Origin of the sequence: Streptococcus sp. oral taxon 064 (assembly GCF_001683375.1) — a bacterium.
Classification (GTDB): Bacteria; Bacillota; Bacilli; order Lactobacillales; family Streptococcaceae; genus Streptococcus; species Streptococcus oralis_S.
Genome location: NZ_CP016207.1, coordinates 162,227 through 174,585 on the forward strand (window position 1 = coordinate 162,227; position 12,359 = coordinate 174,585).

The window sequence follows — 12,359 nt, forward strand, 5'->3', positions numbered from 1 at the left end:
TACCAGGTATCCGCTGTATCTTATCTCATATTATTGTCTCTTACCATGACAGTTCTTGAATTTCTTACCTGATCCACATGGGCATTGGTCGTTTCGTCCGATTTGGCTCAAGTCCAAATCTTCTGGAAGGCTTGCCTGCTGCGCTGCGATATTACGAGTCGCAGTTGTACTGATATTGTGTTCAACTTGCGGACGTTCTTGTTCATGGATTTGTGCTTTCATCATCAAACGAGTCACATCGAATTCAATCGATCCAATCATGTCGTTAAACATGCGGAAACCTTCTGCTTGATATTCTACAACTGGGTTGTTTTGAGCATATCCACGAAGACCAACAGCATTTCGCAACTGGTCAAGAGCATCGATATGGTCTGTCCACTTGTTGTCTACAACACGTAGAATCAAGACTTTTTGGAATTCTTTCACTGCATCTTCGTCACGAAGCTTAGCAACTTGGCTGTCATAGACTTTCAAGGCACGTTGGAAAAGTTCATCTTTGATAGCTTGGTCTGACAAACCTGCAAGGTCTGAACGGCTAATTGAATCTTCTGGAAGCAAGTTATACTTAGCAAAGTTCAAGATCGCTTCCAATTTTTCATCTTCTTTCGAACGTGCATGTGCATCCACGATACGGCCAATTGTTCGACGGATCATAGCATGGATTTCTGGTGCCAAGTCACGATCTGCAGTAATGACATCATAACGTTGTGCATAGATGATCTCACGTTGTTCACGCATAACGTCGTCGTATTGAAGGACTTGTTTACGAGTGTCGTAGTTGTTTCCTTCGACACGTTTTTGAGCTGCTTCAACTTGACGGGTTAACATGCGAGATTCGATGGCTTCGTCAGACATATTCAGACGTTCAAAGACACCTTTCAAACGTTCTGAACCGAAACGTTTCATCAAATCATCTTCAAGAGACAAGTAGAATTGTGACTCACCTGGGTCTCCTTGACGACCTGAACGTCCACGAAGCTGATTATCAATACGGCGACTTTCGTGGCGCTCAGTACCGATAACGCAAAGCCCACCAAGCTCACGAACTCCTTCACCAAGCTTAATGTCGGTACCACGACCGGCCATGTTGGTTGCGATGGTAACAGCACCACGTTGACCAGCGTTCATGATGATTTGCGCTTCTCTATAGTGGTTCTTCGCATTCAAGACTTCGTGAGGAACACCTGCTGCTACTAATTTCTTAGAAAGGAAGTCACTCGTTTCAACGGCAACTGTACCTACCAAGACCGGCTGACCTTTTTGGTAACGAGCTTTTACATCTTCAACTACAGCCTTAAATTTCGCATCAAGACTTGCATAGAGAAGGTCTGAGTGGTCGATACGTTGAATTGGACGGTTGGTTGGGATTGGGATAACACGAATGTTGTAAATTTCGCGGAATTCTTCTTCTTCTGTTTTACCAGTACCTGTCATACCTGCCAATTTCTTATACATACGAAAGAGGTTTTGATAGGTAATAGAAGCTGAAGTCTTGGTCTCATCTTGGATTGGCACACCTTCTTTTGCTTCGATCGCTTGGTGCAAACCATCCGAGTAACGACGACCTTCCATGGTACGACCTGTAAATTGGTCGACAATCAAGATTTCCTGCTCTTCACTAACCACATAGTCGATATCGAGAATCATGATATAGTTGGCACGGAGGGCATTGTCGATAAAGTGAGTAAGAGCTACATTTTCAATGTCGTAGAGATTTTCTAGTTTGAAGTAGCTTTCTGCCTTGTCAATACCAGAGTCTGACAAACCGATCGTCTTAGACTGAACGTCAATGATATAGTCGTCCTTGTCCAAAGATTTCACGAAGTGGTCTGCCATATGGTAGAGTTGGCTTGTTTCAACTGCATTGGCACCTGAAACGATCAATGGTGTACGAGCTTCGTCGATCAAAATAGAGTCAACCTCATCGACCAAGGCATAATTGAGTGGACGTTGCACCATGTTTTCTGCACGAACGACCATGTTATCACGAAGGTAGTCGAAACCAATCTCTGAGTTGGTTGAGTAGGTAATATCGCAAAGATAAGCTTCTTTTTTCTCCATTGGAGATTTTGCTGCCAAGTTGATCCCTACTGACAGACCGAGCCATGAGTACAATTCACCCATTTCAGTCGCGTCACGTTCTGTTAGGTATTCATTGACTGTAACTACGTGAACCCCTTTACCTGCAAGGGCATTGAGGTACACTGGCATAGTCGCTGTCAAGGTCTTCCCTTCACCCGTACGCATCTCTGGAACGTCACCATGGTGAAGAACAATCCCACCCATGACCTGAACCTTATAAGGGAAGAGCCCAAGGACACGTTTTGCAGCTTCACGAACTACTGCAAAAGCCTCATATAGCAATGAATCAAGTGATTCACCCTTGTTGTATCGTTCTTTAAATTCGTCAGTTTTCGCTTTTAGTTCTTCGTCTGACATTGCAGCCATTTGGCTCTCATAGTTAAGAACCTTATCAGCCATTTTTTCCAGACGACGAAGTTCTCCTTTATCATTTTCAATAATCGTTTTTAAAATATTAGCCATGATTTTCCTTACTTTTTATTCTGAATATTTTAGAATGTTCTTTTAATTTTAGCATATTTACCATTATTTTTCAAGAAAGAATCCTTAATTTACAACGGAAAAGACCAGTCAAAATTCAGCTTTTTTTGCATCAATCTTCTGTTGCTATTTTTTTGTTTTTTGTTCGTGAGGCATGCTTGATGACCCAGGCACAACTTGGACTCAAATCCTCCTTTTGCCAAGTTTGAAGTATCTTTTCAAACTTATCAGGATCTTCCTTGTACAAATCATTTAGATTATTGGCTACACTTTTTTGAATAGACTTGTCTCTATCATCTTTTAGATTGGTCAGAATAGTGGTAAACTCCTCAAAATAATCCAATACCACGGTTTGTCTCTTAGCCCAAGGCAGACGGATACGCATACATTCGCTGGCAAGTCTACGAACGCGCAAATTTTCATCCCGACTCCATTCTAACAGCAAAATCATTGTAGCCTTAGGATAGCGAGCCAGCAAAGGTCTCATAGAAAATTCCCCAGTAAATCGCTTGGTTAGTTCCTTACTAAAGGCCGCGCTCAATTCAAATTCCTTGTCCCCATGTAGCTCTACATATTTTCCGATTGGCCAAAGCCAATATCCTTCTGAGAACATACCTAAACCACCCTCTAACTCAGGACCCAAAATTTTCTCAAAAACCTTGAGAGAGTCCTGATAAGATAGGGGAAGACAATCTTTGATACCTCTAGCCAAGAGTTCTTGACGCTGGCTAAACTCCAACTCTTCCAAGTCTTTTTCTAACAAGAGCCTAAACTTTTGTCCATCAAATGCAGGGGACGCTTCTTTCAACCGTCGACTCAAATCACTAGCATAAGCTAAGTCATAATAATCTTTTACTTTTTTAGCCATTTTTCAAATCCCTTAATCTTCATTTTACGGGACTTATTATATCATACAGACAGCCCGTCAACAAAATTATTTTCATATCTCCAACTATTTTAACAAGAAAGAAAAAAGGACTAGAAGCTAGTCTGGTCCTTCATTTGTTAATGTTTAATTTCCCAAGAATATAGGCAATATCCCAAAATACCAAAAGAGATTGATCCAGAAGGCCAAGCAAAAGATGATGCCAAAGATGAGAAGACTGATTTTTTTAATCAGCACGGAGTATAGGATGGATAAAACTCCAAAAACCACAAAGATTTTTTTCATAACGAAATAATATACTGAAACTCCTCCTATTTGCCAATCCCAAGGAAGGATAAACATGAGGAACCAGAGAAGGCAAATCGTAAGAATATATCTCTTGTAGTGCGCTTCAAGAAAGGCTTTTGTTTTCTCCATAGCAAACCTCCATTTGAGTCACTGTCTCTTCCCTTTTATTATACCAAAAAAACCTGGAAAAAGCTTTCCAGGTTCGGGTTTAAAATCACTAGTCATACTAGAGAAATTCCTTTATTCATAGGCTGATTCACTTTATTGACTTGATGAAGATGTTCCAAAATCGACCTTAGGAACTGTCTTGGCTTCTTCTGTTTCTTTAAAAGTTTCAGCTTCTTTAAAGTTCATCATATTTGCAAAAAGCACGGTTGGAAAACTTCTCAACTTTTGATTGTACTCCGCTGCGACTTTATTATAATCCTTGCGTGCTACAAAGATACGATTTTCACTGCCTGAAAGTTCGACCATTAGTTGCTCAACATTTTGATTGCTCTTGAGTTCTGGATAATTCTCCGTCAAGGAAATCAAGCGGGAAAGAGCAGAGCTCAATTCTCCCTGAGCCTTTTGGTTTTCTTCCGATGTCACTGAGCTACTACCGATTTTAGCTCTAGCATCCGCAATCTTGGTAAAGACTTCGGTTTCATGATTCATTTGTCCTTTAACGGACTCCACCAAGTTACCAATCAAGTCCGAACGACGTTGGAGGGCTGTAGAGACATCGGCCTGAGCCTGCTCCACTTTAGTCTGTTCACCAACCAGACCGTTATAGGTCGTCACTGCGGAACAACTTCCCAGAACTAGTAGTCCAAAGAAAATCACCACTATTGAGAGAATTACTTTATTTTGTTTCATATCAAAACCTTAACACTTTCTTTTATCAACTTTTCTGAGATAATACTCAGATTTTAAATCAATTTCCCAAACTTTGCTTTTATTTTTAATTAAGGAGTGAACTCTTGCAAAGGAGTCACCTTACTGCATGGAGAAATCGGTTTGAACAATATATGATCACTCACCAGTCATCAGACGAACCGCCACCATCGAAGCCACCGCCGTCCCAGCCTCCAGATGAGTCGGAGCCTGAGTCAGACCAAGAGGAACCTGAGTCTGATGAGTCACCGCCCCACCAGCCACCGCTAGAATCATCTCCACGTGAACCACGACCACCAAATAGAAATCCGATAATCATCACGATGAAGTAAATGAGAACTCCAAATACGATAACTCCGTCGCTCGAACTGCTTTTTCGATGACGTTTCGAAGATTGACTCCCAGCGGTATACTTTTCAATTTCTCTTAGACGACTAGAATTAGTAGCATAGTCGTAACTACTTCTAGAACTTGAAGAAGTCGTACTCGATCCACTATAGAACATGTAGTTGAGATTATTGACTATTGAGAGAACACCCTTGTTATAGTCACCATTTTTAAAGTAAGGACGTGCTGTTGTCAAGAACCTGTGAGTCTGATAGTCAGTGATCTTACTGGCCACATTATTACTGGTTTCAATCCGTGATTTTCTATCTTGGACTGCTACCACAATCAAGACACCATGATTGTCTCCCGAGTAGCCAATCTTCCAAGCTCTAGCTGTTTCATTGGCTACAGTCTCGATTGTTTCTCCATTTAGGCTTTTCACAACGTAAACACCCATCTGGAATTTTTCTGATTTTTTACTATTGACATTATTCAATTCTCGAATTTGACTTATAGTCTCATCCGTTAGATAGTGATCCGGGTCATAGATCCCGTACTCAGGTTTTTCAGGTGCTGTGAATGCTGACAAGAAGAGAAAGACCATCAGCAACCCAAGCAAGCGAACCAACAAACTATGTTTAAATAATCTGCTTTTTTTCATAATAACCTCCCTGATAAAGGAAAATTGATTTAAGGAATTATAGCATTTTGATTTTTACAAAGAAAGTGCATTTTCATTACAAATAGATTACAAAATCTAGGAAAATGATTGAAATTTGATGACAGATTCTCCCCCAATTTGGTAGGTTCTTTTCTCCCCTTTTAGTATAGAAAAAAGAAGACTATGAAGTCTTCTTTTAGTTTATTTTTGTAGAAAAACAAGCAAGGTTTACTTGCGTTTTCTCGCAATCAAGTGAATCGGTGTTCCCTCAAAGACAAAGGCCTTGCGGATTTGATTTTCCAAGAAACGCAAGTAAGAGAAGTGCATGAGTTCTTCTTCATTGACAAAGATGACAAAGGTTGGTGGCTTGGTTGCCACTTGGGTTGCGTAGAAAATCTTGAGGCGTTTTCCTTTGTCTGTCGGTGTTGGATTGATGGCAATGGCATCCATAATCACATCGTTCAAGACAGCTGATGGGATACGGGTGTTTTGGCTTTCACTGATTTGCTTGATCATCTCAGGCAGTTTATGGAGACGTTGCTTGGTAAGAGCGGATACAAAGACAATCGGTGCGTAAGGCAGATATTGGAACTGCTCACGGATATCCTCTTCCCATTTCTTCATGGTGTGGTTGTCTTTTTCAAGTGTATCCCACTTGTTGACCACGATGATCATCCCTTTACCGGCTTCATGGGCAAAACCTGCGATGCGCTTGTCGTACTCACGAATACCTTCTTCGGCATTGAGGACCATCAAGACCACGTCAGAACGGTCAATAGCACGCATGGCACGCATGACAGAGTATTTCTCCGTATTTTCATAGACTTTACCAGACTTACGCATACCAGCTGTATCAATCATGGTGAACTCTTGTCCATCAGCATCTGTAAAATGGGTATCAATGGCATCACGCGTTGTTCCAGCTACTGGACTAGCAATCACGCGGTCTTCTCCCAAAATAGCGTTAATCAAACTTGACTTTCCAACGTTAGGACGGCCAATCAAGCTAAATTTAATCACGTCTGGATTTTCTTCTTCAACTTCGTGTGGTAGATTTTCCACAATGGCATCCAGCACATCACCGGTACCGATACCGTGGACAGACGAAATTGGCAACGGTTCGCCCAATCCAAGCGCATAGAAATCAAAGATGTCATTTCGCATTTCAGGGTTATCAACCTTGTTAACCGCTAGGATAACGGGTTTATGGGTTTTATAGAGTTTGCGAGCTACGTACTCATCTGCATCTGTGATTCCTTCTTTCCCAGACACTACAAAAACGATAACATCAGCTTCTTCCATAGCGATTTCTGCCTGGTGCTTGATTTGTTCCATGAAGGGAGCATCGACATCGTCAATCCCTCCCGTATCAATCATACTAAAGGAACGATTGAGCCACTCACCCGTTGCATAGATACGGTCACGTGTCACACCCTCGACATCTTCTACGATTGAGATCCGCTCACCAGCGATCCGATTAAATAGGGTTGATTTCCCAACATTGGGACGTCCCACAATGGCAATAGTTGGTAAGGCCATGTTTTCTCACTTTCTACAATAACTTTTTCTGTTCTAGATTCTTCCGAGTTGAACGAGGTTCGGCTTGACCAAACTGCTCTGCCAAACGCTGACTCCAAGAGGTTGTCGCACGCGCACCAGCATAGTCGGCTTGTACTTGGTCATAGTCCAAAATCGCTGCTACTGGCTGTTCTTGGTATTCTTCTTCAAATACCACTTGGTTCAATGGCAGTCTTGGTTTGACATCATGTTGTTGATCTGGCACGCCAAGGGCAATCCCAAAAACAGGGTAGGTATAGTCAGGCAGGTTAAAAAGCGCTGCCACTTCTTCTGACTTATAACGGACCAAACCGATAATCACACCACCATATCCCAGACTCTCTGCTGCAAGCAAGGTATTTTGCCCAGCAAGCGCAGCGTCCACAGACGTGATGAGGAGACCTTCCACTCCTTGAGGTTGGAAAGTGTCTGTATGAAGGCTTGCTCCCTTTTCCGCTCGATTCAAGTCACCAACAAAGAGCAAAAAGGCAGCTGACTGGCGAATGGCTTCCTGAGGAACCAGTTCATATAAGGCATTTTTCTTCTCTTGACTGCGCACAAGAATCACAGAGTAGGATTGGAAATTTTTCCAAGATGATGCCATTTGTCCAGCAGTCAAAATCTCGTCCAAGTCTGCTTGAGGAATCTCTTGCTCCTTAAAGCGACGAACTGAAGTATGAGCTTTCATCAGTTTAATGGTTTCTGTCATCGGCGATTTTCTCCTTCTAGTCTTGTCTCCTCAGCCAAATAACGGATTCGTTCCATAACTCGTCTAGCTTCCCAAGTCTCATCATTTCCATTCTTTCCTTTGGCAAAATGTTTTTCCAAATCTTGGAAATTAAAGTTGGAAGTAAAGAAGGTCGGCAAATCTTCCTGCATGCGATACTGAAGAATGACTTGGAGAATCTCATCACGTACCCAAGGAGTCGACTGCTCTGCACCAATATCATCCAAGACCAGGACTTCTGCTAACTTGATTTCATCCACCAAGGTCTTCACAGATCCTTCACCGATGGCATTTTTCACATCAATGACAAAACTTGGATAATGGAGAATCGTCGTTGATGCTCCACGTTTTTCAGATAGGTCGTGAGCTAAGGCTGCCATCATGAAACTCTTTCCAACACCAAAATCTCCGTAAAGATAGAGACCTTTTCGGATACTAGGGTAAAGGTCAACAAAGGCATAGAGTCTCTCAAAAATTGGCAAGCGTCCTAGATCATCCAGGTCAATCTGAGCCAACTTCGCTTTCTTGAGACTTGCTGGTAGATTGATCAACTTAAGACGATTCTTAATTGCAGCCTCTTTTTCTGCCGCGATTAGTTCTGGTGTTTCTTCATAAGACACATCCGCATAACCGTGATTCATGACCAAGATAGGCTTGTAGCCACGCGCTATATAGTCCGCATCCCCACGAAGAAACTTGTCCCGTTCTGTGATATATTGGTTGAACTTGGAGATGCTACGATTCAACTCCTCTGGGCTGAGGGATTCTTTCTGGATAAAAGCCGCTACATCTGGGTCCTTCATAATCTGCTGGACTAGGTCCTGATACTGAAAACGACTTGTCTGACGCTTGATAACGTCACCCACACTTTCCATCTAGTCTCCTCCTTCTTCTAATCGGGCTAACATTTCTTGTTTTTTACGTTCTAGTTCCAGACGAGTTTCCTCGCTGGTTTGATTTTTATATTCTGGATTGCTCCACTTGGGAACATTTGTCTTAGTCGAGCTAGTTTTCAATTTTTTGTCTTCTTGGCCTTTTTGCTGACGCTCTCGAATCCGAAGCACAGCTTCTTCTGCTGTCCGAATTTTTTGATAAGCATAGTCATTGGCGACCTTCATGGCATATTTCTCATTGACATTGGCCGAATCAACCTTGTTAAAGGTTAGAAGCAAGACGATATTGATGACTTCATCCAACAAGCCTAAAGACGCCATCTGGTGAAGGAGTTCTCTTTCACTTTGGGTGATGTTCCCCTTACGCGTTTGCTTGATTTCGGCTAAAAAGTGCAGGGGAGTTTTATTTTTGGCTTCCCTGATAATGGTCATTTCTTTGGGGCTAAAGTCAGAAGTAGCTGGTTTTTGTGCTATCTTTTCACGCATGCGTTTGACAGAAATAACCTGAGCTACAGCTGTCGCCTTAGCTAATTGATAGGTTTCAAACCAGGTCCATTTTTTTTCATCTGCAATGGCGAACAATTCCAAAACATCCGCCTGCTCGTCTTCAAAACGCAAGCCATCTCGAGCCATCAGACGCTGGAAATGTTCCAAGTCAAAATCATTTTTTAACTTGCTTTTAGACTCGCTTGGTGTCACTTCTTCAGTCAGGGTTGGAAAGACTTGGCTCAAAGAAACAGAGAGTGCTTCTCCCTCACTTGGAGTCTGCTTCATAGCAGAAACAGCTGTATCCCCAATCTTTTTCTCTAATAATCTGCTATAGACAGAATGACTTAGAAATTCTTGACTGGAAAGGGGAGAATGAAGCTGTAATTCATAGACATTCTCCTTCTGATAAAGGGTCAACAGATCGAAGGCAGATAAGACTTTGAAGGATTGGAGCAAGGTCGGCATGCCAAAGTTTAAGTGGTTGAGGATATGGGAAAAGAGGTGTTCCTTTTGCCCACCATCCCAAAAGGTAATGGTATATAGATAGAGGCTCAGTGCCTCCTGACCGATAATCGGGAGGTAGCACTGCACCAGAGAAGAGGTATCTTGCGACACCCGATTATTCTTTAGAAAAGAAAAACGGTCATTTGGTTTCATCTATTTTTCCTTTTTCTTCTTAGAGGACTGGGTGATCTGCTGAAGCAGACTCTCCAACTCACTCACATCCTTAAAGCTACGGTAAACACTGGCAAAACGAACATAGGTGATCTCATCAAGCTCTGCCAATTCTTCCATGACTAAGGACCCAATATATTCACTTTGGATCTCATTCTCACTGCGACTACGGAGTTTTTGCTCGATGCGATTGACCACCATGTTGATTTCATCACTTGACACAGGACGTTTCTGGGCTGAGCGGATAATCCCATTAAAGATTTTATCTCTTGAAAACTGCTCTCGCGTACCGTCTTTTTTGACGACAACCAGCGTTCTTTCTTCTACTCGTTCATAGGTTGTAAAACGATGCTGACACTCGTCGCACTCACGTCTTCGGCGGATGGTATTTCCTTCTTCGGCTTGTCGACTATCAACAACACTAGACTTGGTAGCCCCACATTTTGGACAACGCATGCACTTCCCTCCTTGTCGTTTTCTTTTCATTATACCATTTTTTGAGCAATTCCCAAAACAATTCTTATTTTTACTTGACAAGTTTTTTGTTTTATTGTATTATTTGATTAGAACAATAAAGGAAAAGAAAGGAGACTATGATGTCCTGGTCATTTGATAATACAAAACCGATTTATTTACAGATTATGGAAAAAATCAAATTACAGATTGTTTCCCATGAACTGGAACCCAATCAACAGCTCCCTACCGTGAGAGATTTGGCGAGCGAGGCTGGGGTCAATCCCAATACCATTCAGCGCGCCTTGTCTGACCTCGAACGTGAAGGATTTGTATATAGCAAGCGGACAACTGGTCGATTTGTCACCGAGGATTTGGACCTCATCCTTCAGTCCCGCAAACAACTTTCCGAGGAGCAACTGCAACAATTCGTCTCTTGCATGCTCCAATTTGGCTACAAAAAAGAAGAACTGCCAAATGTATTAAGCGACTATATTAAAGGAGTTTAAAACTATGACACTACTAGCACTTGAAAATGTAACAAAATCATATGGAGCAACCGCGGCACTTGACAATATCTCACTAGAGATCTCAGCCGGAAAGATTGTCGGGCTCCTTGGACCAAACGGATCCGGAAAAACAACCCTAATCAAACTGATCAATGGCCTCCTTCAACCAAATAAAGGACGTGTCCTCATTAACGGACAGGATCCAAGTCCTGCTACCAAGGCGATCGTCTCCTACCTGCCAGACACAACCTACCTCAATGAAGAGATGAAGGTTAAGGATGCTCTAACCTATTTTAAAACCTTCTATCAGGATTTCAATTTCGAAAGAGCCCAACACCTTTTAGCCGATCTCGGTATTGATGAAAACAGTCGCCTCAAGAAACTATCAAAAGGAAACAAGGAAAAGGTCCAACTCATCCTGGTTATGAGTCGTGAAGCCCGCCTCTACGTTCTGGACGAACCAATCGGAGGCGTGGATCCAGCTGCCCGTGATTATATCCTCAATACCATCATCAACAACTATTCCCCAACCTCTACGGTACTGATTTCAACCCACTTGATTTCAGATATTGAACCAATCTTGGATGAGATCATCTTCCTCAAAGACGGAAAAGTCGTCCGCCAAGGAAATGTTGATGATATTCGTTACGAGTCAGGTGAATCAATTGACCAGCTCTTCCGCCAGGAATTTAAAGCCTAAGCAAAGGAGATTATTATGTTTTGGAATCTAGTTCGTTATGAATTTAAAAATGTCAATAAATGGTATCTGGCACTCTACGGTGCGGTACTTGCAATTTCAGTTTTGATTGGAGCTTTTATTAACAGTCTTAGCCAGAGTTACAATCCTAACAATGCTGCTTATTTCATCTTCTTTTTAGTACTAGTCTTTGGAGGACTCAGCGTCACTCTTTGGATTGCAACAATCTTTTTAATCATCCGAAGATTTAAAGGCAGTGTTTATGACCGCCAAGGGTACTTGACCTTGACCTTGCCTGTCTCTGAGCACCAAATCATCACCGCAAAACTTTTAGGCGGTCTTGTCTGGTCCATCTTAAGCTATATTGTCTTTATCTTGAGTATATTGATCATCATCTTCTTAACACCAATAGAAAAAGACTTCACTGCCCTCTATAACTTCATCTCCCCTTACCTCAGCTACGGCTGGCTGTATGCCCTATCACTATTTGTCGGTTCAATCGCATGGATTTTATCCATTTACCTCTCCATCTCTATCGGACAACTCTTTAACGAGTATCGAACAGCTATGGGGATTCTAGCCTATATCGTTATTTCAATCGTTATTGGTTATATCACTTTCTTCTTAAGAGTTGACAATGACCTTAACATGATGATTAGTACAGAAATCTTGCGCGATCTCTTTTTATCAGCTATCTACTATCTCGGAACCTACTATATCTTGAAAAACAAGGTTAATTTGCAATAAAAAATGCCCAGC

General features: G+C 42.0%; 13 protein-coding genes. 3 read left to right on the forward strand and 10 right to left on the reverse strand.

The genetic code is table 11. The features are described from left to right. Positions 1 to 30: 30 nt before the first annotated feature. From secA to nrdR, 10 genes are all read right to left on the reverse strand, one after another. Entirely contained in the window at positions 31 to 2,544 is a 2,514-nt protein-coding gene (gene secA / locus AXF18_RS00755; protein WP_045616788.1) for a preprotein translocase subunit SecA, read from the reverse strand. A gap of 130 nt (positions 2,545 to 2,674) precedes the next feature. After that, positions 2,675 to 3,430 carry a DNA alkylation repair protein gene (locus AXF18_RS00760; protein ID WP_065371344.1) on the reverse strand — a complete coding sequence of 252 codons (756 nt, stop codon included), beginning with the start codon at positions 3,428 to 3,430 and terminating at the stop codon, positions 2,675 to 2,677. 144 nt (positions 3,431 to 3,574) lie between these two features. Then, positions 3,575 to 3,865 carry a hypothetical protein gene (locus tag AXF18_RS00765; RefSeq protein WP_000415961.1) on the reverse strand — a complete coding sequence of 97 codons (291 nt, stop codon included), beginning with the start codon at positions 3,863 to 3,865 and terminating at the stop codon, positions 3,575 to 3,577. Between the two features lie 132 nt (positions 3,866 to 3,997). Next, on the reverse strand, positions 3,998 to 4,594 hold the full coding sequence (locus tag AXF18_RS00770; protein WP_000812476.1) for a LemA family protein: 597 nt from the start codon (positions 4,592 to 4,594) through the stop codon (positions 3,998 to 4,000). Between the two features lie 160 nt (positions 4,595 to 4,754). Further along, positions 4,755 to 5,600: a YgcG family protein gene (locus AXF18_RS00775; RefSeq protein WP_065371345.1), complete on the reverse strand. Its 846-nt coding sequence runs from the start codon at positions 5,598 to 5,600 to the stop codon at positions 4,755 to 4,757. Between the two features lie 228 nt (positions 5,601 to 5,828). After that, positions 5,829 to 7,139, reverse strand: a complete 1,311-nt coding sequence (gene der / locus AXF18_RS00780; RefSeq protein ID WP_001207684.1) for a ribosome biogenesis GTPase Der — start codon at positions 7,137 to 7,139, stop codon at positions 5,829 to 5,831. A gap of 13 nt (positions 7,140 to 7,152) precedes the next feature. Further along, positions 7,153 to 7,866, reverse strand: a complete 714-nt coding sequence (locus AXF18_RS00785; RefSeq protein WP_065371346.1) for an NADPH-dependent oxidoreductase — start codon at positions 7,864 to 7,866, stop codon at positions 7,153 to 7,155. Then, entirely contained in the window at positions 7,863 to 8,759 is an 897-nt protein-coding gene (gene dnaI, locus AXF18_RS00790; RefSeq protein ID WP_000446485.1) for a primosomal protein DnaI, read from the reverse strand. The genes AXF18_RS00785 and dnaI overlap by 4 nt, the downstream gene beginning before the upstream one ends. Next, the gene (locus tag AXF18_RS00795) at positions 8,760 to 9,923 is read right to left on the reverse strand and encodes a DnaD domain protein (protein WP_000803928.1); all 1,164 of its coding nucleotides are present in this window, start codon (positions 9,921 to 9,923) and stop codon (positions 8,760 to 8,762) included. It abuts the gene before it with no gap. Continuing rightward, the gene (nrdR, locus tag AXF18_RS00800) at positions 9,924 to 10,397 is read right to left on the reverse strand and encodes a transcriptional regulator NrdR (RefSeq protein ID WP_001203678.1); all 474 of its coding nucleotides are present in this window, start codon (positions 10,395 to 10,397) and stop codon (positions 9,924 to 9,926) included. It abuts the gene before it with no gap. Between the two features lie 140 nt (positions 10,398 to 10,537). On the opposite strand from nrdR, the gene AXF18_RS00805 reads away from it, so the two are divergent. From AXF18_RS00805 to AXF18_RS00815, 3 genes are read left to right on the forward strand one after another with little or no spacing between them, the layout of a single operon-like run. After that, a complete protein-coding gene (locus AXF18_RS00805; protein ID WP_000119117.1) occupies positions 10,538 to 10,903 on the forward strand; it encodes a GntR family transcriptional regulator in 366 nt (121 codons plus the stop codon). 4 nt (positions 10,904 to 10,907) lie between these two features. Further along, positions 10,908 to 11,603 carry an ABC transporter ATP-binding protein gene (locus AXF18_RS00810; protein WP_065371347.1) on the forward strand — a complete coding sequence of 232 codons (696 nt, stop codon included), beginning with the start codon at positions 10,908 to 10,910 and terminating at the stop codon, positions 11,601 to 11,603. A gap of 15 nt (positions 11,604 to 11,618) precedes the next feature. Further along, positions 11,619 to 12,347, forward strand: a complete 729-nt coding sequence (locus AXF18_RS00815; protein ID WP_065371348.1) for a hypothetical protein — start codon at positions 11,619 to 11,621, stop codon at positions 12,345 to 12,347. Positions 12,348 to 12,359 lie beyond the last annotated feature (12 nt).

What these genes read in the sequence shown, in the direction of transcription:
- secA (WP_045616788.1), bottom strand. Translation starts at nt 2,544, where the DNA reads ATGGCTAATATTTTAAAAACGATTATTGAAAATGATAAAGGAGAACTT.
- AXF18_RS00760 (WP_065371344.1), bottom strand. Translation starts at nt 3,430, where the DNA reads ATGGCTAAAAAAGTAAAAGATTATTATGACTTAGCTTATGCTAGTGAT.
- AXF18_RS00765 (WP_000415961.1), bottom strand. Translation starts at nt 3,865, where the DNA reads ATGGAGAAAACAAAAGCCTTTCTTGAAGCGCACTACAAGAGATATATT.
- AXF18_RS00770 (WP_000812476.1), bottom strand. Translation starts at nt 4,594, where the DNA reads ATGAAACAAAATAAAGTAATTCTCTCAATAGTGGTGATTTTCTTTGGA.
- AXF18_RS00775 (WP_065371345.1), bottom strand. Translation starts at nt 5,600, where the DNA reads ATGAAAAAAAGCAGATTATTTAAACATAGTTTGTTGGTTCGCTTGCTT.
- der (WP_001207684.1), bottom strand. Translation starts at nt 7,139, where the DNA reads ATGGCCTTACCAACTATTGCCATTGTGGGACGTCCCAATGTTGGGAAA.
- AXF18_RS00785 (WP_065371346.1), bottom strand. Translation starts at nt 7,866, where the DNA reads ATGACAGAAACCATTAAACTGATGAAAGCTCATACTTCAGTTCGTCGC.
- dnaI (WP_000446485.1), bottom strand. Translation starts at nt 8,759, where the DNA reads ATGGAAAGTGTGGGTGACGTTATCAAGCGTCAGACAAGTCGTTTTCAG.
- AXF18_RS00795 (WP_000803928.1), bottom strand. Translation starts at nt 9,923, where the DNA reads ATGAAACCAAATGACCGTTTTTCTTTTCTAAAGAATAATCGGGTGTCG.
- nrdR (WP_001203678.1), bottom strand. Translation starts at nt 10,397, where the DNA reads ATGCGTTGTCCAAAATGTGGGGCTACCAAGTCTAGTGTTGTTGATAGT.
- AXF18_RS00805 (WP_000119117.1), top strand. Translation starts at nt 10,538, where the DNA reads ATGTCCTGGTCATTTGATAATACAAAACCGATTTATTTACAGATTATG.
- AXF18_RS00810 (WP_065371347.1), top strand. Translation starts at nt 10,908, where the DNA reads ATGACACTACTAGCACTTGAAAATGTAACAAAATCATATGGAGCAACC.
- AXF18_RS00815 (WP_065371348.1), top strand. Translation starts at nt 11,619, where the DNA reads ATGTTTTGGAATCTAGTTCGTTATGAATTTAAAAATGTCAATAAATGG.